Origin of the sequence: Yoonia sp. R78084 (assembly GCF_044595625.1) — a bacterium.
Classification (GTDB): Bacteria; Pseudomonadota; Alphaproteobacteria; order Rhodobacterales; family Rhodobacteraceae; genus Yoonia.
Map to the genome: position 1 here is coordinate 3,178,274 of NZ_CP138993.1, position 26,256 is coordinate 3,204,529.

At 56.9% G+C, this 26,256-nt stretch carries 22 protein-coding genes; 11 read left to right on the plus strand and 11 right to left on the minus strand.

Translation table 11 applies throughout. The features are described from left to right. Nucleotides 1–37 precede the first annotated feature (37 nt). Nucleotides 38–1,237 (minus strand): ROK family transcriptional regulator, encoded by a 1,200-nt coding sequence (locus SJY29_RS15925; protein WP_400084758.1) that lies wholly within the window; start codon nucleotides 1,235–1,237, stop codon nucleotides 38–40. Between the two features lie 138 nt (nucleotides 1,238–1,375). On the opposite strand from SJY29_RS15925, the gene SJY29_RS15930 reads away from it, so the two are divergent. From SJY29_RS15930 to SJY29_RS15965, 8 genes are all read left to right on the plus strand, one after another. After that, complete coding sequence (locus SJY29_RS15930; RefSeq protein WP_110277817.1) at nucleotides 1,376–2,404, plus strand: sugar ABC transporter substrate-binding protein; 1,029 nt, start codon at nucleotides 1,376–1,378, stop codon at nucleotides 2,402–2,404. 104 nt (nucleotides 2,405–2,508) lie between these two features. Further along, nucleotides 2,509–3,597, plus strand: a complete 1,089-nt coding sequence (locus tag SJY29_RS15935) for an ABC transporter permease (protein ID WP_400084760.1) — start codon at nucleotides 2,509–2,511, stop codon at nucleotides 3,595–3,597. Beyond that, a complete protein-coding gene (locus SJY29_RS15940) occupies nucleotides 3,597–4,367 on the plus strand; it encodes an ATP-binding cassette domain-containing protein (RefSeq protein WP_055295159.1) in 771 nt (256 codons plus the stop codon). Before SJY29_RS15935 ends, SJY29_RS15940 begins: the two co-directional genes overlap by 1 nt. Continuing rightward, nucleotides 4,351–4,974 carry a sugar transporter gene (locus SJY29_RS15945; protein WP_400084762.1) on the plus strand — a complete coding sequence of 208 codons (624 nt, stop codon included), beginning with the start codon at nucleotides 4,351–4,353 and terminating at the stop codon, nucleotides 4,972–4,974. The genes SJY29_RS15940 and SJY29_RS15945 overlap by 17 nt, the downstream gene beginning before the upstream one ends. Nucleotides 4,975–5,084: 110 nt before the next feature. Next, the gene (locus SJY29_RS15950) at nucleotides 5,085–6,806 is read left to right on the plus strand and encodes an AMP-binding protein (RefSeq protein WP_400084765.1); all 1,722 of its coding nucleotides are present in this window, start codon (nucleotides 5,085–5,087) and stop codon (nucleotides 6,804–6,806) included. Beyond that, nucleotides 6,806–7,687 (plus strand): bile acid:sodium symporter family protein, encoded by an 882-nt coding sequence (locus SJY29_RS15955; protein ID WP_400084768.1) that lies wholly within the window; start codon nucleotides 6,806–6,808, stop codon nucleotides 7,685–7,687. The genes SJY29_RS15950 and SJY29_RS15955 overlap by 1 nt, the downstream gene beginning before the upstream one ends. Nucleotides 7,688–7,756: 69 nt before the next feature. Next, complete coding sequence (locus tag SJY29_RS15960) at nucleotides 7,757–8,770, plus strand: NAD-dependent epimerase/dehydratase family protein (RefSeq protein WP_400084771.1); 1,014 nt, start codon at nucleotides 7,757–7,759, stop codon at nucleotides 8,768–8,770. Nucleotides 8,771–8,821: 51 nt separating this feature from the next. After that, entirely contained in the window at nucleotides 8,822–10,150 is a 1,329-nt protein-coding gene (locus tag SJY29_RS15965) for a UDP-glucose dehydrogenase family protein (RefSeq protein WP_400084774.1), read from the plus strand. Here SJY29_RS15965 and SJY29_RS15970 read toward each other — a convergent pair. The 5 genes from SJY29_RS15970 to SJY29_RS15990 form a co-directional block, all read right to left on the minus strand. Further along, entirely contained in the window at nucleotides 10,147–11,349 is a 1,203-nt protein-coding gene (locus tag SJY29_RS15970; RefSeq protein WP_400084777.1) for an aminopeptidase P family protein, read from the minus strand. The two genes, SJY29_RS15965 and SJY29_RS15970, sit on opposite strands and share 4 nt — an antisense overlap. Before the next feature lie 175 nt (nucleotides 11,350–11,524). After that, complete coding sequence (locus SJY29_RS15975; protein WP_400084779.1) at nucleotides 11,525–12,733, minus strand: ABC transporter permease; 1,209 nt, start codon at nucleotides 12,731–12,733, stop codon at nucleotides 11,525–11,527. 16 nt (nucleotides 12,734–12,749) lie between these two features. Beyond that, entirely contained in the window at nucleotides 12,750–14,411 is a 1,662-nt protein-coding gene (locus SJY29_RS15980) for an ABC transporter permease (protein WP_400084782.1), read from the minus strand. Nucleotides 14,412–14,489: 78 nt separating this feature from the next. After that, the gene (locus SJY29_RS15985) at nucleotides 14,490–15,605 is read right to left on the minus strand and encodes an extracellular solute-binding protein (protein ID WP_400084785.1); all 1,116 of its coding nucleotides are present in this window, start codon (nucleotides 15,603–15,605) and stop codon (nucleotides 14,490–14,492) included. An 86-nt stretch (nucleotides 15,606–15,691) separates the two neighbouring features. Then, on the minus strand, nucleotides 15,692–16,798 hold the full coding sequence (locus SJY29_RS15990) for an ABC transporter ATP-binding protein (RefSeq protein WP_110277827.1): 1,107 nt from the start codon (nucleotides 16,796–16,798) through the stop codon (nucleotides 15,692–15,694). 338 nt (nucleotides 16,799–17,136) lie between these two features. Here SJY29_RS15990 and SJY29_RS15995 point away from each other — a divergent pair, with 338 nt between their 5' ends. Next, the gene (locus SJY29_RS15995) at nucleotides 17,137–18,321 is read left to right on the plus strand and encodes a M24 family metallopeptidase (RefSeq protein ID WP_400084789.1); all 1,185 of its coding nucleotides are present in this window, start codon (nucleotides 17,137–17,139) and stop codon (nucleotides 18,319–18,321) included. 6 nt (nucleotides 18,322–18,327) lie between these two features. Beyond that, entirely contained in the window at nucleotides 18,328–19,515 is a 1,188-nt protein-coding gene (gene argE / locus SJY29_RS16000) for an acetylornithine deacetylase (protein ID WP_400084792.1), read from the plus strand. Here argE and SJY29_RS16005 read toward each other — a convergent pair. Continuing rightward, on the minus strand, nucleotides 19,512–20,363 hold the full coding sequence (locus SJY29_RS16005; protein ID WP_400084795.1) for an urea carboxylase-associated family protein: 852 nt from the start codon (nucleotides 20,361–20,363) through the stop codon (nucleotides 19,512–19,514). The two genes, argE and SJY29_RS16005, sit on opposite strands and share 4 nt — an antisense overlap. Before the next feature lie 151 nt (nucleotides 20,364–20,514). Between SJY29_RS16005 and SJY29_RS16010 the strand changes: the two genes are divergently transcribed. After that, a complete protein-coding gene (locus SJY29_RS16010) occupies nucleotides 20,515–21,570 on the plus strand; it encodes a pyridoxal-phosphate dependent enzyme (RefSeq protein ID WP_400084797.1) in 1,056 nt (351 codons plus the stop codon). A 22-nt stretch (nucleotides 21,571–21,592) separates the two neighbouring features. On the opposite strand, the gene SJY29_RS16015 is transcribed toward SJY29_RS16010, so the two are convergent. The 4 genes from SJY29_RS16015 to SJY29_RS16030 all read right to left on the minus strand — a co-directional run bounded on the left by SJY29_RS16015 (nucleotide 21,593) and on the right by SJY29_RS16030 (nucleotide 26,229). Continuing rightward, nucleotides 21,593–22,468, minus strand: coding sequence for a LysR family transcriptional regulator (locus tag SJY29_RS16015; protein ID WP_400084800.1), 876 nt, complete (start codon nucleotides 22,466–22,468; stop codon nucleotides 21,593–21,595). Between the two features lie 342 nt (nucleotides 22,469–22,810). Beyond that, nucleotides 22,811–24,301 carry a glucosylglycerol-phosphate synthase gene (ggpS, locus tag SJY29_RS16020; RefSeq protein ID WP_400084802.1) on the minus strand — a complete coding sequence of 497 codons (1,491 nt, stop codon included), beginning with the start codon at nucleotides 24,299–24,301 and terminating at the stop codon, nucleotides 22,811–22,813. Between the two features lie 15 nt (nucleotides 24,302–24,316). Then, a complete protein-coding gene (locus tag SJY29_RS16025; RefSeq protein ID WP_400084805.1) occupies nucleotides 24,317–25,090 on the minus strand; it encodes an HAD-IIB family hydrolase in 774 nt (257 codons plus the stop codon). Continuing rightward, nucleotides 25,087–26,229 (minus strand): NAD(P)H-dependent glycerol-3-phosphate dehydrogenase, encoded by a 1,143-nt coding sequence (locus tag SJY29_RS16030; RefSeq protein WP_400084808.1) that lies wholly within the window; start codon nucleotides 26,227–26,229, stop codon nucleotides 25,087–25,089. The genes SJY29_RS16025 and SJY29_RS16030 overlap by 4 nt, the downstream gene beginning before the upstream one ends. Between the last annotated feature and the right edge of the window lie 27 nt (nucleotides 26,230–26,256).

Here is a 26,256-nt window from a genome sequence, read left to right on the forward strand (position 1 = left end):
AACTCGCCGCCTGGGTCTTTCCGCGTGTACGTCGTAGCTATTGCACAAGAAAACGGTGGCTAAGTGGCAGGCTTGCCGCGCCAAGAACGCGGGCATCAGGGCCGCGCGTGCCTGTTGCGATATCGGGTCTGTCCATACCGGTCATATCCAACGTCGCGAGATGCGCTCTGGTTTGTGCGGTTACCTCGGCGCAGAGCGCACGCGGCATCCATCCATCAATCATAACCAGTTCAAGATCGACGATCGCCTGCGTCGATTGGATCGCCTGCGCGATGGCGTGTGCGCATTGCGCGGTCCATTCGGCAACGATGTCTTCGGGGAAGTCCCAGTTTTCCGGATCAACCCACATTTGTTGCGCATCAACGCCGTTCTGGACAAGCGCCTCTTCCAGCGTTGCCAAAGAAGCAAGCTCGATCATCGGGCGTGAAACACCATTGCGGTCGGGGATGTTCAGGGGCCCGAAACTGGCGGCATTGCCGGTTGACCCTGTGTAAAGCGTGTTGCGCAGCACCAGACCACCGCCGATGAAGAAGGCTATGAAGAAGCAGAGCGTATTCGCGGGCAGCGGGTTTTCCCCGAACACCATCTCGGCGCTACAGGCCGCGGTTCCGTCGTTCTGCAAGAAAACAGGTATCCCCAGTGCTTCGGCAATTTCTGCCTGCAGATCGCGGTATTCCCAATTGGCCATACGTTCCGCGTCAACCCCGATATGCTCGGGCCAGCTCCAGAGATAGAAGGGCATCGCAATGCCCAAGCCCGCGATCCGCGGTTTCAGGCTTGCCGGAAGCCGAGCGCGCAGAGACTTTGACGATGTTTTGGCAAATTGCAGAACCTTATCGAAATCAGGGTAGTCATAGATCTGTTTTTCGCGGTCGATGATTTGCCCGAGAAAGTCGATTACAACCATCTCGACCGAGCGACGGCCCACTTTCATTCCCAGAAAAACGACACCCGAGGGGTTGAGCGAAAGGGGTACAGACGGTTGCCCGATCCGGCCCCGGGAAGGTGTGCCGCGCAGAATAAGGCCATCGGCCTCAAGTGATCCGATCAGGCGGGCAACGGTTTGGGCTGACAAACCAGTGCGGCGCGCAATGTCGGCTTTCGCCATGTCGGAATTTCGGCGCAAGAGGCTGAGGACAACGCGCTCGTTTCGTTCGCGCATGCCGCCTTGATTGGTGCCGCGCTCAAATGTCGCGTCGTCCGATTCGTCCCTGTCCGGTTCCTGAATTCTGTCCATCGCACCCAACTATTCTTTGGTCTCGCCAAGCAATAGCATATTAAATAACTCTCTGGAAGTTAGTTATTGACAGTCCGTCGGAAAAGCTTCAGTTTCCGGTCTCACGGGAACGACTACAAAGGTCATGGGAGGACCATTATGTTTAAATCCACAAAGACAGCCCTTTTGGGCGGTGCAATTGCTATTGCCAGCAGCGGCGCAGCTTTTGCCGACGCACACGGACCATCCGCGTGCCTGATTACAAAGACAGACACCAACCCTTTCTTTGTTAAGATGCGCGAAGGTGCCGAGGCTGCTGCCGAAGCTGCGGGCATGACGCTGAGCTCTTTTGCAGGGCGTGTTGACGGTGACCACGAAACACAGGTTGCTGCGATCGAGACCTGCATCGCAAACGGCGCATCCGGTATTCTGCTGACAGCGTCCGACACATCATCCATCGTTGGTGCTGTGACCCAGGCACGTGAAGCAGGCCTGTTGGTTATCGCGCTCGATACACCGCTTGATCCGATTGATGCCGCTGACGCGACCTTCGCGACCGACAACTTCCTTGCCGGTGAACTGATCGGCCAGTGGGCTGCAGCGACACTTGGTGATGAAGCCGCAAACGCGAAAATCGCCATGCTTGACCTTGCTGTCAGCCAGCCAACTGTTGGCGTGCTGCGCGACCAAGGCTTCTTGCAGGGCTTTGGTATCGATCTGGGCGACCCGAACAGATGGGGCGACGAAACCGATCCGCGCATCGTTGGCAACGACGTCACCGCAGGTAACGAAGAAGGCGGCCGTCGTGCGATGGAAAACCTTCTCGCTGTCGATCCGATGATCAACGTCGTCTACACAATCAACGAACCAGCTGCCGCTGGTGCCTATGAAGCGCTGCGTTCTATCGGTCGTGAAAACGACGTGCTGATCGTGTCTGTCGACGGTGGCTGCCCTGGTGTGCAGAACGTCGCTGACGGTGTGATCGGTGCGACATCGCAGCAGTATCCACTGTTGATGGCGTCCAAAGGGATCGAAGCGATTGCGGCATATGCAGCCGATGGCACATTGCCTGAAAACACACCAGGCAAGAACTTCTTTGACACCGGCGTTGCTCTGGTCACCGACCAGCCAGCGGAAGGCGTTGACAGCATCTCGGTTGCCGAAGGCATGGAGCTTTGCTGGGGTTAAATCCCTGACACATCTTTGTTAAACTTTGAAAAGGGCAACGTGTTTGCCCTTTTCTCTAAGAAGCTGAATTTGCCGTTCACGCCGTTGCCACGTTGGGGAGCATAATGCCAAACGATTCCGATAACTATGAATCTGTTGTCAAAACGGAGCGCACTGAAACAGTTGCCGCCTTCGTAGATAACCGCAAAGGGTTCATGCACAGTTTACAGCACTTGCTGCACGTCAATCCCGCGCTTGTGCCGTTGTTTGTGCTTGTCGCTTCAATTGCGGTGTTCGGGTTGCTTTTGGGTTCAACCTTCTTTTCACCCTTCGCGTTGACGCTGATTTTGCAACAGGTGCAGATCGTGGGCATCGTCGCGGCTGCGCAATCTCTGATCATCCTCACGGCAGGTATCGACCTGAGCGTCGGCGCAATCGCTGTTCTGTCGAGCGTGATCATGGGGCAATTCACCTTTCGCTATGGTGTTCCGGTCGAGGCTGCGATTGTCATCGGCCTTGCCTTCGGCACATTGATCGGCACGATCAACGGATGGCTTGTTGCGGTGATGAAATTACCGCCCTTTATTGTAACCTTGGGGATGTGGCAGATCGTTCTGGCGGCCAACTTCCTTTATTCCGCGAACGAGACAATCCGCAGTCAGGATATCGAGGCTGAAGCACCCTTGCTCCAGTTCCTTGGCACGACTTTCAAAGTCGGCGCGGATGCAAATGGCAGCGGCGGCGCCACCTTTACCTATGGTGTGATCGCCATGATCCTTATTTTTGCGGTGCTGACATATGTGCTTAGCCAAACGGCTTGGGGCCGCCACGTCTATGCCGTCGGCGATGACCCCGAAGCAGCGCAGCTCTCTGGTGTGAACGTCCGCTATACGCTGATTTCGGTCTATGCTGTTACCGGTTTCATCTGTGCGATTGCAGGCTGGGCGCTGATTGGCCGGATCGGATCTGTCAGCCCGACATCGGGTCAGCTTCTGAATATTGAGAGTATCACGGCCGTTGTGATCGGTGGCATCTCGCTCTTCGGGGGGCGCGGGTCGATCCTTGGGCCGCTCTTTGGTGCGCTGATTGTGGGTGTCTTTACGCTTGGCCTGCGCCTTGCGGGGGCAGACGCGCAGTGGACTTATCTTCTTATCGGCGCGCTGATCATTGGCGCTGTCACCGTGGACCAATGGATCAGAAGGGTATCGGCATAATGGAACCGGTTTTAAAAGGACGCGGGCTTGTCAAACGCTATGGCAAGGTCACCGCATTGGACCATTGCGATTTCGATCTGTACCCGGGTGAAATCCTTGCGGTGATTGGCGATAACGGTGCGGGGAAATCATCACTGATCAAATCCGTATCGGGCGCGGTGGTCCCTGATGAGGGCGAAGTGTTCCTGGATGGCCGGAAGGTGCAGTTCAATTCACCCACCGAAGCGCGCGAGGAAGGCGTTGAGACCGTCTATCAGACGCTTGCGATGTCACCTGCCCTTTCCATTGCGGACAACATGTTCATGGGGCGCGAACTGCGCAAACCGGGGTTCATGGGCAAATGGCTGCGCCAACTTGACCGCCCCCGTATGGAGAAAATCGCCCGCGAAAAGCTTTCGGAACTGGGCCTGATGACGATCCAGAATATCAATCAGGCGGTTGAAACACTGTCTGGTGGCCAGCGTCAGGGGGTAGCCGTAGCGCGTGCCGCTGCGTTTGGATCAAAGGTGATCATTCTGGATGAACCGACGGCTGCCCTGGGCGTGAAAGAAAGCCGCAAGGTGCTCGAGCTGATCAAGGACGTGAAAGCGCGTGGTATTCCGATCATCCTGATCAGCCACAACATGCCGCATGTGTTCGAGGTCGCGGACCGCATCCATATCCATCGTCTTGGCAAACGCCTGTGTGTTGTAAAGCCGTCCGAGGTTTCAATGTCCGATGCTGTCGCGCTGATGACCGGAGCGATGACACCTGATGAAATTGCCGCCTGAGACACTTGCCAAGCAGGCGTTCGAGCATGTTTTGCACCTGCCTGTCGGGCGCAAACTGATTGCGATCGCAGGGCCGCCCGGTTCGGGGAAATCTACCGTGGCCGAGGCTCTGCACCGGTTGTTGACCGCTGCGGACAGGACGTCTGCGGTGGTGCCGATGGACGGGTTTCATCTGGATAACGCTATCCTGGATGCGCGCGGTTTGCGGGCGCGGAAAGGTGCGCCAGAAACCTTTGATGGCGCGGGTTTCTGCAATCTGGTGCAGCGGATTGCGCATGACGGTACAGACGTCGTGTACCCTGTCTTCGACCGGTCGCGGGATATTGCGATTGCCGGTGCGGCGGTCCTGTCAAAAGATGTGGAATACGTGCTCTTTGAGGGCAATTATCTGATGCTTGAGGGTGATCCCTGGGGTCAATTGGCACAATTCTGGACCAGCTCTATCTGGATCGACGCACCGATTGAGGAACTCGAACGCCGTTTGATGCAACGCTGGCTCGACGAAGGATTCTCTGAGGCGCAGGCGCGTTTCAAGGTCGGTGAGAACGATCTGCTCAATGCGAAACATGTGCAATCCAACAGCCGCGCCTGCGATTTGGTGCTCTAGTGTAGGCTGAGCGTATTGGACGCAGGGTCACATGCCATTGCACGACTGCTTTTGCTTCACAAAATCACAGGACCGGATAATGTCTCCCGAACGCTTTTGGGAGGAAGCCAGTGACAGACCAGACACGCCCTTGGACGGCCTTTTACGGCACGTCCGTCCGCAAGACGATCGACGCGCCCGAATTCAGGACAATCGGTGATTTCATCAGTGCGACTGCCGCTCTTTACGGCGACCGCCCCGCCTTCACCACCTGCCTGCCCAACGGCATGAATGGGACATTAAGCTATCGCCAAGCGGATGAGATGTCTGATGCTATGGCGGTTTACTTGCGCGAAATCGCGGGTCTGGACACCGGAGACCGTGTTGCCATTCAGGTGCCGAACTGCCTCGCCTATCCGATTGCGGCCATGGCGGTGTTCAAGGCCGGGTGTGTTCTGGTCAACGTGAACCCCCTTTATACGCCCGAGGAAATGGCGAAACAGTTCGCCGATGCCGAACCCTCTGCCATCATCGTGGTCGATATGTTCGCCGAAAAGCTGGTCGAAGCGATGCAAGGGCATCCGATCCCGAATGTCATTGTAACTCGCGTTGCCGAATATTTTCCGGCAATGCCCCGCGGTATCGTGGGTCTGGTCCAGAAGTATTGGGACAAGACGATCACCCCGATCACGATCCCCCATATCCGCCTGCCAGAGGCCGTTAAGGCGGGCCGCGCAAAACACGCGCAGACGCACAATGCGCTGGAAAGCTATCGCCAGACAATCGACCCCGACGACGTCGCCTGTCTGCAGTACACCGGCGGCACCACCGGTGTGTCCAAGGGCGCGATGCTGACCCACAGCAATATTCTGATGAATATGGAACAGACGATGGAGCTGATCGAGCAGTTCGAGAAAGGCCGCGAAGTCGCCTTGACTGCACTCCCTTTGTATCACGTCTTTGCATTTACCGTGAATTTTCTGGGCATGTTTTCGCAGGGCGCGCACAATATTCTCATCCCGAACCCCCGCCCGCTCAGCAACCTCAAACGCGCGTTCGAGAACTACAAGATCACATGGCTGAGTGGCGTGAATACGTTGTTTAACGGTCTGACAGGGGAAATCTGGTTTCTTGATACACCACCAAAGCACCTGAAATTTGCATCCGCAGGCGGTATGGCAACGCAGGGAATTGTGGCTGAACGATGGGAAAAGCTGACGGGCAAGCCGCTGCTGGAAGGATATGGGCTGACTGAGTCCTCTCCGATCCTGACGTTTAACCCTTTTGGAAAAAGCCGCGTGAACTCGATCGGTGTGCCTTTGCCATCGACCGAATTGAAATGTGTGGATGAGGACGGTGTTGATGTGCCGCAAGGCGCGCCGGGTGAACTGATTGCCCGCGGCCCACAGATCATGAAGGGCTATTGGAAAAAGCCCGAAGAGACCGCCAAGACCATTCAAAACGGCTGGCTGCTGACCGGCGATATCGGCGTCATGGACGAAGACGGGTATTTCCGCATTGTCGACCGCAAGAAGGATATGATCCTTGTCTCGGGCTTCAATGTTTATCCGAACGAGATCGAAGATACGCTGGCCAACCATCCGGGCATCGAAGAAGTCGCGGTGATTGGCGTGCCTGATGGTGCCTCGGGTGAAGCTGTGAAGGCCTTTATCGTCAAGCGTGATGATACACTGACCAAAGATGCCGTGCGTGCCTACTGCAAGGAGCATCTGACCGGGTACAAAGTGCCCAAGGCGGTCGAATTCCGGGACGAACTGCCAAAATCGAACGTCGGAAAGATCCTGCGCAAGGACCTGCGCGCCGAAGAACAAGCCAAAGTGGAGAACGCATAATGGTTGGACCACTTGAACAAGCCATTCTGGCTCTGATGATTTTCGTGATCATGCTGGGCATGGGTGCATCCCTGACCCCACGTGACTTTACGCTGGCGTTGAAGCGGCCATACGGATTGATGATCGGCGTTGTGTCCCAATACGGGTTCATGCCGCTGATCGGCTTTATCCTGGCGACAACCTTGCCTGTGTCGGACACGATCAAGATTGGTATCCTGATCATGGCCTGCATGCCCGGCGGGACGACCTCGAACATCTTTACCTACTTCTCGAAAGGTAATCTGGCGCTTTCGGTGCTGATGACGGTAACATCAACGGTCTTTGGTGTTCTGCTGATCCCGCTGGTTCTGGTGCTTTATGCGGGTGCGCTTGATCTGGATATTCCGCGCGAAAACATCATTGCGACACTGGTCCTTCTTCTGGTGCCGGTCGCCATCGGGATGGTGCTGCGCAAACTGAACGCCAACGTGGGTGCGGTGACCGAATTTATGGGCTCGATGCTGGCGATCTTCTTCATTCTGTTCCTGATTGTATCGTGGATTCCCCGCAACTGGGAGTTCCTGCTCACGACGACATGGGCCACGTATTTCGGGTCCATCGTGCTGGGCCTCTTTGGTTTTGCGCTGGGCTACGGGTTCTCGATCCTGTTGCGGTTGCATCCGCGGAATGCGCGCACGGTGGCGCTTGAGACAGGTATCCAGAACGGACCTCTGGCCATCGCAATCATCGCCTTCACCTTTTCAGGGACCGAGGCGCAGTCGATCATGGCCGTGCCGGTGCTCTATTCACTGTTCATCGTGATCACCTCGACGATGGTGACGCTGTGGTTCCGCCGCGTGAACACAGCGAATGAGCAACCTTTGCCCAACGGTTTGCTCTAGCTGGATTGACCTGAACCGTACATTCGATGAAAACGGCGCAACACTGCCGTTTTCATCAAGGTTCATACTATGCGCACTGTCTTTATTACGGGAACGGCCGGATTTATCGGGTTTCACCTTGCGCAACTCTTGCTGGACGAAGGGTTTCGCGTGGTCGGCTATGACGGCATGACAGATTACTACGATGTGCAGCTCAAACGCCGCCGTCATCAGATATTGCTGCAAAACCCGCATTTCTCATGTGTTGAGGGGCTGCTGGAAGACTATGATCTTCTGGCGAAAACCTGTGATGAGGCCAGGCCGGATATTATCGTCCACCTCGCAGGACAGGCCGGTGTGCGCTATTCGCTCGAAAACCCGCGGTCCTATATGGAAACGAACGTCATGGGCACGTTCAACGTGACTGAATGTGCCCGCATCCATCAGGTTGAGCACTTGCTGATGGCCTCGACCTCATCGGTTTACGGGGCCAACACGGACATGCCGTTCAATGAATTGCAGCGCACCGATACGCCGCTGACGATCTACGCTGCCAGCAAGCGCGCGAATGAGCACATGGGACACGCCTATGCGCATCTGTGGAAGATCCCGACCACGATGTTCCGGTTTTTCACCGTTTATGGTCCTTGGGGGCGGCCCGATCTGGCACTTTTCAAATTCGTCAAAGCCGGATTGGATGGTGACGCCATCGACGTCTACAATAACGGCGAAATGGCGCGTGATTTCACCTATGTGACTGATCTTGTGCGCGGTATCCGGCTCTTGATTGATACGCCGCCTGTCGAACCTGCCACGCCAGATGACATTGCCGATGGCGATAGCCTCAGCCCCGCAGCACCTTTCCGTGTGGTCAATATCGGCAATGGCACCAAGGTGCCCTTGATGGATTTCATTGCCGCGATTGAGGATGCGCTGGGTATGCCGCTCGAAAAGAATTTCATGGATATGCAAAAGGGTGACGTGCACGAAACCTTTGCTGACAATGCCTTGCTGCAACACCTGACCGGATATGCGCCGCAAACCGATGTTGCAGAGGGTGTCAGCGCGTTCGTTGCATGGTATCGCGACTATTACGGTAAGTGAATTAGGCGTTTCATGAGAGACATGCGCCACTGCTAAAGAAGAGAGAAGACGATGAAAATTGCAATGATTGGCACCGGTTATGTTGGTCTGGTGTCTGGCGTCTGTTTCTCGGACTTTGGGCATGAAGTGGTCTGCGTCGACAAAAATCAGGATAAGCTCGCACTTTTGCGCGCAGGCAAAACCCCGATATTCGAGCCGGGTCTTGATCGTCTGATGGCCCGCAACATGGCGGCAAACCGGCTGTCATTCACCGATGACCTTCGGGACGCGACGCAAGACGCCGACACGGTTTTCATCGCCGTCGGCACCCCCAGCAGACGCGGTGATGGCCATGCGGACCTGAGTTTCGTGTTCGGTGCTGTCAAAGAAGTGGCCGAGGTTTTGACCAAGCCTGCGGTCATCGTGATAAAATCAACCGTGCCTGTCGGGACGAACCGCAAGGTGGCGGAACTCTTGAAGGAGGTCCGGCCCGATCTGGCGTGCGACGTTGTCTCGAACCCTGAATTCTTGCGCGAAGGGGCTGCGATTGATGACTTCATGCACCCTGACCGCGTGGTGGTCGGTGTTGAATCCGAACGCGCGAGCGAGGTGATGAAAGAGGTCTACCGCCCGCTTGCGCTGCGCGATTACCCGTTGCTGACCACAGATCTTGAAACAGCAGAGATGATCAAATACGCCGCCAACGCATTCTTGGCGACAAAAGTGACCTTCATCAACGAAATCGCGATGCTCTGCGAAAGAACCGGCGCTGATGTAAAGGACGTCGCCAACGGCATGGGCTTTGACAGCCGCATCGGTCCAAAGTTCTTGCAGGCGGGGCCGGGCTATGGCGGGTCCTGTTTCCCAAAGGATACGATGGCGCTGGCGCGGATCGGGCAGGACAATTCCTCGCCTTTGCAGATCGTGGAAACGGTGATCAAGGTGAACGAAGAGGTCAAACGCCTGATGATCGAAAAGATCATCGACCTGTGCGACGGCAAGCTCCAGAACAAGACGATTGTTGTGCTGGGTCTGACGTTCAAGCCCGACACCGACGACATGCGCGATGCGCCCGCGCTGACGATCGTGCCTGTTTTGGTCGGGCGGGGTGCGAACGTGCGTGTCGTTGATCCGCAGGCTTTCCGCGAAGCTGAATCGCTGTTGCCGAACGTGGCATGGTTTGACGATCCTTATGCGGCCACAGATGGCGCGGATGCCGTGGTCATGCTAACCGAGTGGAACGAATTCCGCGCCCTTGATCTGCGCGATATGGCTGGTCGGATGGCGCAGCCCCGCATGGCGGACCTGCGCAATATCTATTCTTGCGACCTCGCGCTTGATGCAGGCTTTGAGGCCTACACCGGCATGGGACGCAAGTCCAAGTTACCCTTCGACGACTAGGCCAACACGTTGAAGTCGGGGCCGTAGGGATATCCTGTGATATCCTCGTTGCCGTCGTCGGTGATGACCAGAATATCGTGCTCACGGTACCCGCCTGCACCCGGTGTGCCTTCGGGGATTGTCAGCATCGGTTCCATCGAGATCACCATCCCGGGTTCCAGCACCGTGTCGATGTCTTCGCGCAACTCAAGCCCCGCTTCACGGCCATAGTAATGCGACAGGATGCCGAATGAGTGGCCGTAGCCAAAGGTCCGGTATTGCAAGAGGTCACGTTCGGCAAAGAAGATGTTAATCTTTTCAGTGACTTCCGCGCAGCGGGCACCCGGTTTCAAAAAACTCATCCCATATTCATGCGCCGCGACATTGGCTTCCCAGATTTTCAGGCTGGCAGGATCGACCGTTTCCACGAACATCGTGCGTTCAAGCGCTGTGTAATAGCCGCTGATCATCGGAAATGTGTTCAGGCTCAGGATATCGCCACTTTGCAGTTCGCGCGATGTTACGGGGTTATGTGCCCCGTCTGTGTTGATCCCGGATTGGAACCAGACCCATGTGTCACGGTATTCGGCATCGGGGAACACTTTTGCGATTTCAAGCTCCATTGCATCGCGCCCTGCCATGGCGACGTCAATTTCGCGCGTGCCTGCCTTGACCGCGTCCTTGATGGCATAGCCGCCCACATCGGCGATTTTGGCGCATTGGCGGATGAGGGTGATTTCAGCGGCGGATTTATGCATGCGTTGGCGCATGGTCATTGGGGCCACATCGGTGGTGGTGGCAGGCGACAGAAAGGATTTCAGCAGGTCAAACTGCGCCAGCGACATGTGATCGCCCTCATAACCAATCGCCTTGCCGCTACCGGTCACGGACAGCACCGCGCGCCAATAATTGTTCCGTTGCCAATCGGTATAGGTGATGTTGTCACCATGGCTGCGCCGCCAGGGTTGGGCGGCGTCAATGCCCGCGCTGATGGTGACAGCCTCTGTCGCTGTCACGACAAGCGCATAGGGCCGCCCGAAGGAACAATAAAGAAAGCCCGAGTAGTAGGCGATGTTGTGCATCGAACTAAAGACACAGGCGTCAACACCGGCATTGGCCATATCGGTGCGCAGTAGTGCAAGGCGGGCGTCATATTCGGAGGGGGCGAAGGGAAGGGTCTTTTCCCCCTGATGGAAACGGTAGAATTCTGGGCGATCCATAGCATGGCTCCGTGATCAGCGGCCCATGCGTGAAGAGTGAACTCATCTGACGCAAAGGCGGCAAAGTGAAGTCCCGGCGTTCAGGAAAAGAAGTGAAGAAAGAAAAAGGGTCGGCGACGCCATCGCCGACCCTGAAGGTCATTTGCCCGCAAAATACGGGCTATGGCAAGCCCCCTTACGCGGGGGATAGACCGCGCAACCGCTCGGACCGGCGGCGCAAGAGTTCGACCGTTGTCAAAAGCATGATGGACACAATGACAAGGATTGTCGCCGCAGCGAGGATCGTTGGTGAGATCTGCTCGCGCAGGCCGGTGAACATCTGCCATGGCAGTGTCTGCTGCTGGGCAGAACCCACGAAGAGCACGACAACCACTTCGTCAAACGACGTAATAAAGGCGAACAGACCACCCGAGATCACACCGGGCAGAATAAGCGGCATTTGCACCTGAAAGAAGGTGGTCACAGGGTTGGCCCCCATAGATGCCGCAGCCCGCGTCAGCGACCGGTCAAAGCCAACCAAGGTTGCAGTCACCGTAATGATCACGAAAGGAATACCGAGCACGGCATGTGCGAGGATCACTTTGACAAAGCCCACGAATGATTGCGACAGGCCAAGTGTTGCTTCCAGCCAGTTGCCCAAAGGCGCGTAGAAGAAGAACATACCCGTTGCCGAAATGATCAGCGGGACAATCATCGGCGAAATCAGGATTGCCATGATCGCCTGACGCCCGGGAACGTGGCTTTGCGACAGGCCAATCGCGGCCAGCGTTCCCAATGTCACCGAAATGATCGTCGCAATCGGCGCAATGATCAAAGAGTTTTTCAGCGGCACCATCCACTCATCCGTGCCAAGGAAATCACGGTAGTGCTTGAGGCTATAGCCCTCGGCCTGGAAGTTCAGCATCTCCGGTGTGAAGGTAAAGAAATCCTCGGCGTTGAAGCTGAGCCACATCACAGGGATCAGTGGTGCCACCAGGAAGAAGAAGATCAGGCCGCAGATGAATTTGAACGTATTATGCCACAGCGTCTGTGCAGGGGTGTAGTAGATTGGCACAGTCATGCCGTAAGCGCCCGTCGCCAGCCAATAAGCTGTCCAGCTCAGAACGGCCCCGATGATCGCACCAGAAACAGCTGTGCCGACGTTGCCAAAAACAAGACCGGCAATTGCGAGCACCGCGATGACACCCCAGCGCACCTGTGTTCGCCGCATGAGGTTCGTTTCTGCCACAAATGCAATCGCACAACCGACCAGAGCACCAATCAGCGCACCCAGCATCGGCTGCGCTGCCATATTGCCGCCAACGAAGCCGAACATCGCGGCCAGGAGTGCCGTCAGGGGCATGGTGAACCGGAACAGGTCCGGACGCTTTTCTGCTATCAGCATCTTCTTTGCCATAGTTTTAGCCCCCCAGCTTTACGTTATCGATGCCGACGATGCGGTCGTAGCACCAGTAGAGCGCCATAACGAGCACAAGAAGGATTGTACCCAATGCGGCTGCAAGGCCCCAGTTCAACGAGCTTGAAATGTGATAGGCGATCCGGTTGGAGATAAAGACACCATCGGTACCCCCCACGATCTCGGGCGTGATGTAGTAGCCAATCGCCAGAATGAACACGAGGATCGAGCCTGCGCCAATGCCCGGAACAGACTGCGGGAAGTACACCCGCCAGAAGGCTGTCCAATTGGTGGCGCCCAGTGATTTCGCAGCCCGCAGATATGATGGCGGGATCGTTTTCATCACCGAGTAGAGCGGCAAGATCATGAACGGCAGCAAGATATGCGTCATCGCAATGATCGTACCGGTCGAGTTGTTCATCAGGATCAGACGGTTTGCGTCATCCACAAAGCCGAGCCATACAAGGATTTCGTTGATCACACCTTGTTGTTGCAACAGAACCTTCCATGCGGACGTCCGCACCAGAAGCGAGGTCCAGAAAGGCAGCAGCACAAGGATCATCAGCACGTTGGCGGTCCGCACCGGCAGGTTGGCCAGCAGCCACGCAATCGGATAGCCCAGCAGGATACAGCTGCCTGTGATGATCAGCGACATTTGCAATGTGCGGATGAAAAGCTGGATGTAAAGCTGCTGATTGTCAGGGCGCATGGACACGCCTTCGGGTGTCAGCTGCGCGTCAACGGCGTTCAGAAAATATCCGGTGGTGTAGTTCGGGCTATAAACAACAATTGTCTCCCAAACCTCCTTGTCGGCCCAGTCTTCATCAAGATCAAGGAATGCCTGTGCAAAGGTCAGATCCGGCAGGTCAGCGGCAGCAAGTGTTTGCAGCGCATCGGCACCGGGCCCTTGATATGCTGCCAGTGCCGGCCCTGTCGCAGGGTCACGCAGATCAATGGCAAGTGCGGCATAAACGGCCTCCCACGGGTCTTCCTCGGATACGACATCTTCTTCGTCGATCACAGTCCAGATCGCCCAATCGGTATAGGCGGCTGCGGTTGTTGGCAGTATCTCGATGATGGCCTGCGATGGCATAAAGCCGATGTCGGCGGACATGTCTTGCTCGGTCAGGTTTTCCCAACGTGCGCGCCGCATTTCAAGCATGGCATCACCGCCAGTCCCGTTCATCATCTCGAACCAGAATGCGCCTTCTTCAAAGCGCGGATCGACATCTTCGATCGCATCCTGAAAGACTTCGCCGATGGAGTCCATGTTCCGCCCGGATGTGCGGAACAGCGAGGCAAGGCCGGTGGTTTCATAGTTCAGGCGGCTGCCCAGGCGGGTGTGCCTGCGGGCCTCAGAGGCGTTGAAGAGGTCGAAGAACATGTTCTGATAGACGTCTTCGGACGGCAAATCCTGCGTCGTGCTATCCCATGCAGCAAGTGCAGGCACTGCGCCGGGCAGCGTGTTCTCGACGATCTCGTTATCGACCGACCGGATCAGCATGGAAACGATCGGGATCACAAAGGTCAGAAGAACAAAAAATAGAAGCGGGGCGATCAGTGCCAGCGCCCGAAGTTTTTGGCGGCGAAGTGCGCGTCCCAGGCTTTCTTTGAGAGGCCTGCCGTCAGCAGCAAGCATTGGTCCCGAGCCGGTTGTATCACTCATGTCGTCCCCAATCGTTTAACGCAAATTTCTGTATTCATAGAAATGGAAAGGGGCGAAACCGCCCCTTTCCGAAAGTGCTTACTGTGCAAGCCAGGCTTGGAACTTCGCGTCGATATCGTCGCGGTAGTCAGCCCAGAACTCATAGTTGTACAGGAAGGTGTTAGCAGCGTTCGCCGGGTCGGTTGGCATGTGCTGCGCCATATCGATACCCAGTGTTGCGTGCTGGCCAACCAGTGGCGCAGAAGACAAACGTGCAGGACCGTAAGAGATGTACTTGGCCTGATCTGCAAGACGCTGTGTGTCAGTCGCAAAGTAGATGAAGTCCAAAGCGCGCGCGAGACGCTCGTCGGACAGACCCTCTGGGATGATCCAGCCGTCAAGGTCGAACACTTGCGCGTCCCACATCATGCCGATTGGCTGGCCCTGCTCTTCGATCGCTGCAAACAGACGGCCGTTGTATGTGGAGCCCATGAAGACTTCGCCATCAGCCAGAAGCTGTGGTGTGTCTGCACCGGCGGACCACCAGATCACGCTGTCACGGATCGTGTCGAGCTTGGCAAGCGCCTGCTCCTGGCCTTCTTCGGTTGCCAGAACGTCATAGACGTCTTCTTTTGCAACACCGTCACACAGCAGAGCCCACTCAACGTTGTTGATGGGGCGCTGTTCCAACGCGCGCATGCCAGGATATGTTTCCAGGTCGAACACGTCGCAGATGTCGTTTGGCGCTTCTACACCGGCTGGCACCATGTCTGTGCGGTAGCCGAATGTTGTGGAATAGACGATCTGCGGAATAAAGCAGTCGCCAACCAGCAGGTCACCGAAGTCGTCAGAAGCAGATGTCCCGTCCGGCGCTGGCGCAAGGATCTCGTCAGGGTCGATTTCCATCGCAAGACCTTCGTCGCACAGACGCAGCGCGTCAGCGGCAACAACGTCAACCACATCCCATGTGATCGAACCGGCTTCATTCATGGCACGCAGCTTGGCCACAGCTTCGGCAGAGCTTTCGTCCCATGTGATGGTAACACCTGGGTTCATCGCGACATATGGGTCAGCATATGCGTTGATCTGGGACGACTGGTATGCACCACCCCAGCTGACCAGTGTCATGTCCGAAGCCATATGACCGTCAGCAAGTGATGTCGTGGCTGACAGGCCCAGGGCCATTGTCGTCAGAATTGGTTTCGTAAACTTCATTCTATTCTCCCGTTAAACCTGGTTTTTCGATGATGACCGCGCATACCAGGGCTAGCGCGGCCAATCTGATTGTGCTTCAGGTCGCTCTACGCGTCCAAAGCACGGCAATCTTCTGGCAACCAACCAATTTCGATCTGCTCGCCGGGGCGAAGCCTTGGTTGGTCAGGGGCATTCCGCGTCTTCATGACAAATTCGGTCGACCCTGCAACACGCAGACGTGTGCGGAAGATGTCACCCATATAGATGAACTCAAGCACTTCGGCCTTCAGCGTATGCGCGTCCGGAGACAAGCGTTCTTTGTTGGTTTCAACGCGTTCGGGGCGGATTGACACTGTTGTGCGTTCACCTACCGCATTGACGTTCACGGGTACCGCGTCGATTTCCTCGCCGCTATCAAGCTGGACAACACAGGTATTTTTTGCGTTGTCGATCTTGGTCACCTTGCCACTGAGCGTATTATTCTCACCGATAAACTGCGCCACAAAGCTGTTTTGTGGCTGCTCGTAGAGCTCGTCCGGTGGGGCAAGCTGCTGAATACGGCCATCGTCAAATACGGCGACACGGTCCGACATAGTCAGCGCCTCTGTCTGGTCGTGGGTTACATAAACCGTGGTGATCCCAAGGTTGTGCGCCAGATCGGTAATCTCGAATTGCATCTTTTCACGCAGTTGCTTGTCCAGCGCGCCAAGCGGTTCGTCCATCAGCACCAGTTCAGGTTCGAAAACCAGCGCACGGGCCAAGGCGACGCGCTGTTGCTGGCCACCCGAAAGCTGGGCCGGACGGCGGTTGCCGAATGCACCCATTTCAACCATGTCCAATGCGCGTTTGACCTTCTGTTCCCGCTCGGACTTGCCCATTTTCCGGACTTCCAGCGGAAAGGCGAGGTTCTCGGCGATGGTCATATGCGGGAACAGCGCATAGTTCTGGAACACCATGCCGATGCCGCGTTTGTGCGGGGGAATATCGTTGATGGATTTTCCATCAAGTCGGATATCCCCGTGCGTCGCCGTCTCAAAACCGGCCAGCATCATCAGGCAAGTCGTTTTGCCCGAACCCGAAGGCCCAAGCATTGTCAGGAACTCGCCTTTTGGCATTTGAAGGTTGAGGTCTTTCACGACGAGCGTTTCGCCGTCATAACTCTTCTGCACTCTTTCGAATTCGACGAAAGAGTCGTTTTGTTTTGTATCGGCCAAATTTGGCTCCCCTTGTGTCGCAACATTTTTTATCTCTGCGTTGGGCACATACTAACGTAAAAGCGTTGGTGGTTTGCAAGCAGATTTCCTGAGCGGTCTCTTTTTGGACAAAAAACTCCTTTTTTATATAGCGTTCAGCGCTGTAAATGAGGCAATCTGCCCCACGCGATGCCAAGAATCATGGCGTTTTATGAATCCTGTTTTGCAGGGATAGCGGTTTACCTGAACCCGATGACGCTCTTGTCACATGCGATGTCGCGAAACGCGAGGCGGGGCGCAGACGTCGCTGTAGCCTCTTGTGCAGTTGCACCGCGCATATGGCGAGAGGAACACCGCAAATGACACACCCAGACCCCGCGTTCAGCGCCAAGGAATACGCCCGCCGCCTGAACAAGACACGCGCAGCGATGGCGGCTGCCGGACTGGATGTCCTGTTCGTCGAGGATCCTTCGAACATGGCGTGGATCACCGGCTATGACGGCTGGTCGTTCTATGTCCATCAGGGTGTCGTGGTCTTTCATGACGCTGATCCAATCTGGTGGGGGCGCAGGCAGGACGCCAATGGCGCGCTCCGCACGGTCTGGATGCAGGACGACCGGATCTTTGGTTATGCCGACCATTTTGTGCAATCCACGGTCCGCCATCCCATGCAGGACCTTGCGCGCCTGCTGACCGAGATGGGCCATGCGAAGGCGCGTATCGGTGTCGAGATGGACAATTACTATTTCTCGGCCAAAGCCTACACCACGCTTTGCGCAGAACTGCCCAATGCGAAAATTCTGGATGCGACAGCACTTGTGAACTGGCAGCGTGCGGTGAAATCCGACGAAGAGATCGCCTTTATGCAAAAAGCGGCGCGCATTGCCGAAAACGTCATGGACGGGGTGATCGAGCGGATCGAACCCGGGATGCGCAAGAATGATCTTGTGGCGGAAATCTATGGCGATGTGATCCGTGGCATTGGTGACGATTGGGGCGACTACCCCGCGATTGTGCCGCTTTTGCCCTCAGGCACAAATGCCGCCGCCCCGCATCTGACGTGGGACAGCCAGCCTTTCAAACGTGGTGAGGGCACCTTTTTTGAACTGGCAGGATGTTATCGCCGCTATCACATCCCGTTTTGCCGCTCTGTTTTTCTTGGGACACCGCCTGATTTCCTCAAACGCGCCGAAGCCGCCCTTGTCGAAGGGCTAGAGGCCGGCCTTGATGCCGCCCGTGCAGGCAATCGCGCACAGGATATCGCGATAGCCCTCGCCGCCCCGCTGGAACGCGCCGGTATCGAACGCGGCGCGCGCTGCGGCTATCCCATCGGGCTGAGCTATCCCCCCGATTGGGGCGAGCGGACGATTTCACTGCGTGAAGAAGACGAAACGATCCTTGAACCGGGCATGACCTTTCACTTTATGCCGGGTCTGTGGATGGATGATTGGGGTCTGGAGATCACTGAATCCATTCTTATTACAGAGGACGGACCGGCGGCCTGTTTCTGCGACCGGCCACGCAAGATGTACCTCAAGGACTAGGCGCGCGTGGTTGTCCCCCTTTCTTCGCCACGCGTGACGGACATCACGCAGCGCGCCCAGAACATCCTGCAGCACCTTATCGGCTTTCCCACGATCTCGGCTGACAGCAATCTGGCGATGATTTCGTGGATGGCGGAGCATATGGAACGTCAGGGCGCACGCGTTTTTCTGGATCACGATGACACGGGCAGCAAAGCGAACCTCTTCGCGACGCTTGGGCCGGACGCGCGTGGCGGTATCCTGTTATCTGGTCATACCGATGTGGTCCCTGTCGCAGATCAGGACTGGGCCACGGACCCGTTCGTCTTGCACGAAGGTGACGGCCGCCTTTACGGGCGCGGTACCTGCGACATGAAGGGGTTTATCGCGGCCACGCTGGCCATTGCGGAAACCGTTGATTCAGACAAGCTGACGCGCCCGCTCCACTTCGCCTTTACCTATGACGAGGAAACCGGTTGTCTGGGCGCGCAATCGCTTGTCGGTGTCATGCGCGATCTTGGTTTGGTGCCTGACATTACGATCATCGGCGAACCCACAGAAATGCGGGTGATCGAGGGGCATAAAGGCTGCTGCGAATACACGGCGCATTTCACAGGGCTTGAGGGCCACGGTTCCGCCCCTGATCTGGGTGTAAATGCGGCCGAATATGCTGTGCGCTATGTCACGCGGCTGATGGAGTTGCGCGAGGACCTGATTGCGCGCGCACCAGCGGACAGCAAGTTCGAGCCGCCTTGGACAACGATCAATGTAGGCCGTATTTCGGGCGGTGTTGCTCATAACGTGATCGCCGGCAAAGCCGAGGTTGAATGGGAAATGCGGCCCGTGCAGAACAGCGACGCCGATTTCGTCAAATCCAGCATGGCCCGCTATTGCGCGGATACCTTACTGCCCGCCATGCAGGCTGTCAGCCCTGATGCCAGCATCACCCTGACCACTGTGGGCGAAATCGCGGGACTTGAGCCGATGGCCGTGAACGCCGCGCGCGAATTGGTCGCCGAACTGACAGGCGCGAACGGCGCCGATCTGGTGGCTTTTGGCACCGAGGCAGGGCTTTTTCAGGCGCTGGGCAGCCATGTGGTGGTCTGCGGTCCCGGATCAATCCAGCAGGCCCATAAGCCTGATGAATACCTTGAGATTGACCAGTTGGACGCCTGTATGAGCATGCTCTCGCGACTGGTGCGTTATATATCTTAGCGCCCGTGACTGCGGTCGTAGGCGTTAGGCGCCGGTGATGTGAAGGGGTCTGCACTTTCAAAGACATCAATCACCAGCGGATAGCACGCGGCCTTGTCCGAGGTATGCTCATCCCCGCAATCACCACCGGGGCAGGCCGACAAGCCGACGATCAGGTCAATCTCTGCAAAGAATTCCAGATAGTCGCCCTTCCGCACAGGACTGGCCTTCATAAAGTATTGATGCGTGTCGTTGGTAAAACCGGTGCACATAAAGACGTTCAGGACGTCGTGCACGTAGGGCTCTGCCTCGGCCAGTGACATGCCTGTGTGGTCTGCCAGCGCGCGGGTCAGGTTGGAATGGCAACAGTAGTGATAGTCGGACCCCGACAACAACCTTCCGGTGTAGGGATCGCAGCGTGTGCCGATCACGTCATGCACCGATCCGCCGTCCGCATCCCAACCGTACCAATCCAGCGTGTCCTCTGTAATCGTCGCCATCGGGCGCATGTTCGGAAAGCGCGACCAAAGCCTGTCGCCGGTGGACAGATGCGTGCCATGCAAGGCGCGCGTTTTGCCGGAATAGAAATGTTCGGTCAGGTCAGTGGCGGACCATAGGTTCAGATCGCCGACCTGCGCGCCGTCCGGGCATGTAATCCGAAAGAACCCGCCCGCAGGGACGGTCGTGCAGCGTGCATCGCGGGGCGGGATCACGCAGGTGTTGCGATGGGTGGCACTGGCGCGGCGTGTCTGCATCGCTGCATGGTCCGGCGGGGCAAGCGCATCAGTTGGATAGCAGATCACCGCAGGTTTGGCGCGGCGGGCGTCGGCATCGCTTGGGGGCGTAAAGGCGGGCTGATCAGGTTTCATGGGTGCATACTCGTCTCAGGGGATGTCGGGCGGAACCGTAGCTTTGAATGGCGGTCAAAGACCAGACCTCGGCTTCTTGGTTCAGATTTGCTAAAAGCACCTGTGGCGGTCAGAGTAACCGTGACGCGGAATTCTGAGCAAAAGGTGTCCCATGGCTGAAATCTACAAAAATACGGTGCGTGGACATGGTTTGGCCGATCCGGCACCTGGTGATGCTTTTGACACCGAGGCCGTCACCCGTTTACTCGATCAATGCCCCGCCCATCATGCGACACCTCTGGTGGATTGTGAGGGCCTTGCCCGCATCACTGGTGCTGCCCGCGTTGTTTTGAAGGACGAGCGCACGCGGATGGGGCTGGGTAGCTTCAAGGCGCTGGGCGCGGCGCATGTCATTGCCCGTGATGCGGCGGATGTGGTGCGCGATACGGGTGTTGATTGGTCCAACGCACTGAACGGGCGCAGCTATGTTGCTGCCAGCGCAGGCAATCACGGGCTTTCGCTTGCTGCAGGCGCTGCCGTTTTTGGTGCGCGTGCGGTGATTTACCTGGCCGATACCGTCCCCGAAGGTTTTGCCGCACGTTTGCGCGCGAAAGGCGCAGAGGTCGTGCGCGCCGGTGCCAACTACGAGGAAAGCATGGCGGCCGCGTCTGTTGCAGCCGAGGAAGGCGACTTGCAACTGCTCTCGGACGGGTCGTGGCCGGGTTACACCAGATTGCCGTTTCACGTGATGGAAGGTTACACCCAGATGGGCCTTGAAATAGCACAGGCTTATGAGGGCACGCCGACCCATGTATTCTTGCAGGCGGGTGTTGGCGGGTTGGCAGCAGCGCTGGCTGAGAGTCTGCGTGCATACTGGGGCGACGGGCCACGCGTGATCGTGGTTGAGCCCGAGGCAGCGCCTGCGCTGATCGCAAGCATGAAGGCGGGGGCCTTGGTCACCACCCAGGGCCCTGTCTCCAACATGGGGCGTTTGGACTGCAAGACGCCCTCAATGTTGGCACTGGGCATTCTGGCACGTGATGCGGATGATTTTGCGACCATCACGGAAGGTGAAGCAGAGGCAGCTGTGGCGGCTTTGGCGGAACAGGGCATTAGGACCACACCGTCGGGCGCTGCGGGCGTTGCGGCGGCTTTGGCTGGCGTGGGGGATATTGATAGCAGATCAAACGTGCTCTGCATTATCAGCGAAGGACCGGAGGACGGGTGATCAACCGCGCGTGCGCGCTCTGTCAGTTACACTTGCCGCAAAGACACTTGTTCGGTGAGGGAAATATATCCTTCACCCAGCATTTCGCGGCTTTGATCGCCGGATCATTCTTGCGGGTTTCATAGAAAAGAAACCACATTTCACGGTCCACAAAGGTTTGCGCTTCATCTGAATGAACCTGACGTAGTTCCGGGAACGCGCGGGCCATACAGGTGGGCAGAACACAAGAAAGGCCGGTCGCTTGGGCGGTATTTGCAATCGCACGATAGGAATCCATCCGTATGATCGGGCAGGTCCCGAAATATTGCCGTGCGAGTTGCATCTCTGGCAAGCCTTCAAGGCTTAGAGGCAGCCCAACCCATCCGTTCTGATCACCGTCTTCGGACGCAAAAATCCCAACCCTGCAATTTGCCACCTTGAACCGCGCGACGCCCGGTGTGTCGGGACGCGAGAGCCGAAGTGCGACATCGGCCTCGCCGCGTTCGATTGCAGTTGTCTCATCATTTGCCTCAATCATGATCTTGGCCTGCGGGAATTTTTCGCGCCAGAGGTTCATTGCGGGGGCAAGAAAATCGCTGTTGATAAAAGAGAGTGTGTTGATCTGCAGCGCGCCAAAGAAATTGTCGCTATTCTCGATATCCTTGAGCATGAAACCCAGACTGGATTGCGTGGCTTCGGCGATCGCAACAAGCTCTTCGCCGATCTCGGTGAGTTCCCAACGATTGCCTGCAGGCAAAAAGATCGGATGACCGAGTTCTTCCGAGATCGTATCGACATGGCGTGCAACTGTACTGCTGGTCACACCGAGAGATTGTGCAGCGGCACGATAAGAACCAACCTCGGCGACCGTCAGTACGGTCTGCAATTGGCCCCAGGACTTGAACTTCCTTATATTCATTATCTCACTCCGATCTGGTTCGGAACGAAACATTTTGCACCGTTCGGGAGATGGGTCGCTTGCAAACGGGCAAACTGCAAACGCTATGGGCCTATCCTTTGCGTCAAAAAGCGCGCTGTCAATCTGGCCTTTAGGGTGGAAACGCGCATTCAAAATGGCAGGGTGTCACTATTTTTGAGAGGGGGGCACGGATATTTCGCTATATTCGTGCTCGTTGCATTCGGTGTACCCGTCGTGCTGCCGCTCACGGCAGTTTGTCGGCAAAGTATCGACCGCTGGGCACTGATAAGCGCCCAATCGCCGGAGATCCTTTGCCGACAAAGCAATTTCTCTTCTCAAAAACTAGGCTGCCGAAACGATCGCCGGCTTTGATTTCAGTTCAAGCGTGCCGGGGGTCCATTTGCGCACGTCTGTTTTCTGGACGGCGGCGCGCAGGTTCTCCATACGCATGCGGCGCTCTTGTTCCGGCATTTTCAGGGCGCTGACGATTGTCAGATCCATCGCGCGGTTCGAGAAGGGGTTTGTGATCACCGCATCGGCCAGTTCTACAGCCGCCCCTGCGAATTCGGACAGGACCAGCACACCGCTGTTGTCGATCCGAGATGCGATAAATTCCTTCGCCACCAGATTCATGCCGTCCGCCAGTGGCGTGATCCATGCGACATCGGCGGCCTGATAGTATGAAATCAGCTGCGTGAACGGTACGGCGCGTGAAATCAGTGTGACAGGCTGCCATTCCAGTGTCCCGAAGCGGCCATTGATCCGGCCTGCGATCTGCTCGATCTCGCTCTGAATTTCCTCATAGGCCTGCATATTGCGGTTAGCCGCGACCGAAACATGCATCAGCCGGAATTTGCCCCGCAGGTCAGGGTTATATTCCAAAACACGCTCAAAGCTGGCCAGTTGCTCGATCCCGCCTTTGGTGTAGTCGGTGCGCCCGACCGAGAGGATCAGTTTCTCGTCACCGATTTCCACTTTGATCTTTGCGGTTTGGGACACCGTTTCAGGGGCATGAGCAATCTCGTCGATATAGCCGATATCCACGCCCACGGGTGTCACGCTGACCGCCACCTCATGGCCATCGACGTTCAGCTTGCTTGCCCATGCGCGTTCGGCCAGCGCAGTGCCTTCGAAAATCCATTTGTCGGGGACTTGCGTCCGCGTCGTCACATCCACGTCGAACAGACTGGTGGCAACCGAGACAAAGTTGCTGGCGTAGCGCGGGATGTGAAAACCGATGTCATCACAGGCCAGCAGGCTGTTCACGATCTCTTTGCGCCAAGGCAGCATGTTAAAGATATCCGCCGATGGAAACGGCGTGTGGTGGAAGAATGCGATCCGCACGTCGGGGCGCATGGCGCGCAGATATCCGGGCACCAGCCACAGGTTATAGTCATGCACCCAAACCAAAGCGCCTTCTGCTGCTTCTTCGGCGGCCGCTTCGGCGAAACGGCGGTTCACATCCTGAAAGTTCGCCCAATCAACAGGGTCGTAGTTATAGCGTTCCTTGAAACCGTGGAGGATCGGCCAGAACGCCTCTTTCGAGGTGACGTGATAGAATTCGCGCACCTGCTCTTCAGACAAAGCCAGTCGTGAGACAGCATAGCGGCCATAGTCGTCATCAATCTCGATGCGTTGCTCGAAATCGGGGTTGTCAGGGTCTTCGGCCAGTTTCCATGCGATCCATGCCCCGTGATCGACCTCACCAAAAAAGCTCTTCAGCGTGGGGACGATCCCGTTCGGGCTCTTGTTTTCGCGCAGCACGATCTGCCCGTTTTCCTCGACCTCTTCATAGGGCTGGCGGTGGTAGACGATGACCATTTCGGAAGACATGTGATGCTCCTTTCTCTACGCGGCAAACAGGTTGTGGTGCAAAATCGCTTCGGCGATGCCTGCGGCACCCTCCGCTTCTGCGGCGTAGCAATGCGAAAGGTCCTTAATCTCGTCGATCAGGGACGGCTCTGATCCCCCAACCGCGACGGCAGGCATGCCCATTTTCAGCATGGACAGATCATTCATCGTATCGCCTGCCACCAGAACGCGCCGGTTGTCGATGTTCAGGTGCGTCATGAGGCGCAAAAGCGATGGGCCTTTGCTGACGCCCTTTGGCAGCACGTCAAAGAAGCGGTTATCCGACACGATGGTATCAAGACCAAGTTCGGCAATCGCATCAATCGCAGCTTCATCGAATTTGGCAGGGTCCATGTCATAGCTGAGCCGATAGCGGAACAGCGTTGACTGGAGCCTCAGACCGCGTGTGCCATTCAGGGTAAACCGCGCTTTGGTGCCGGCATCGCCCCACGCGGTGGCGATTTCCGCCTCAAGCTCGGGGATCGGCGACACAAGGTTGTTGTGATCCATCGTTGCAATCGTGGTACCGACATCGGCGATCACATAATCTGGGCGCGGCACGTCCCCTTTGCGGGTGATATCGTGGATAAACCCCGGATCGCGCCCTGTCACAAAGATCAAACCTACCTGCGCGCGGTTGGCCGCGATCCAGTTGTACAGACCTGCGCGCTGGTCATCAGACCCGCCGAGGAATGTTCCATCAAGATCGGTGGCGAGGACAAATTTCTTGTCCGCGATGTCGGTTGTATCGAATTTCTCGTGACGGGTCATGAGATCCTTTCTGCAAGTGTTGCAATATCTTTGTCAGTTGCGGGGTGTGTGAAAGAGAGGTCCATCGTGCGTGGCTCTGCCTCAATCGGGCGGGCCCACAGGTTTGCGAAGGCGGTGCCAAGGTCAGCGCCCTCATGCAGGATAGACCGTACGGTTTCGCAGATTGGCATGGCCACGTTTACGCTACGCGCAAGGTCGGTGACCGATTTTGCGTTCATCTCGCCTTCGACAACGACGGGGCGGCCGTCAAAACAGTCGGCGCGCGGCGTACCTTGGCCCAGTTGCAGGCCTAGCGACATGTTGCGCGATGTGGGGCTGGAACATGTCAGCGACAAATCCCCGATCCCCGACAGTCCGGTGACGGTTTCACGGCGTCCGCCCAGTGCTTCGGCGAGTGCCTTCATTTCATCGAGTCCGCGGGTAATCAGCGCCGCGCGGGTGTTTTCGGCAAAGCCTGCGCCGGTCATCAGCCCGCAGGCGATGGCAATGATGTTCTTGACCGCACCGCCAATTTCGACGCCGACCAGATCGTCTGAGACATAGGACCGGAAACTTTCGGTCGAAAGCGACAGCGCAAGGCGCACAGCCGGGCTCTCATGCGGGCGCAACCTGTCACCATAAGTAAACGGAAAGGCGACGGTGGCGGCTGTGGGGTGCCCGAGGGCTGTTTCCAGCGCAAAGGTCGGACCGGAGACGCAACCGACGCAGCGCCCGCCCAGTTCTTCTTCTGCGACCTGTGTCATCAACAGGCCGGTTTCGGCTTCGATCCCTTTGGCGCAAACGGCAACCGGCGTTTCTTTCGGCGCGTGCTCGGCCACTTGGCGGGCTACACTGCGCACGCTACGCGAGGGGACAACCACAAGCACAGCTTCAGCCTGTTCCAAGGCTTTGGGCATATCCGTTGTGCCGCGCAAACCTTCGGGCAGCGTTACACCCGGCAAAAAGCGTTCGGTCGTGCCTTTTGTGTTGATTTCATCAATGATGGCGGGGTCACGGCCACAGATCGTCGTGTCGCATCCGGCGCGCGCCAGAACCACCGCAAGGGCTGTGCCCCAAGACCCAGCCCCAACCACGGTGACCTTTCTATAAGGTAGCGCAACCTGTTGAAATGGTTGTCCCGTCGTCGCGTGATCTTTCATTGGTGACCTCTGAAGTTGAAAGCGGAT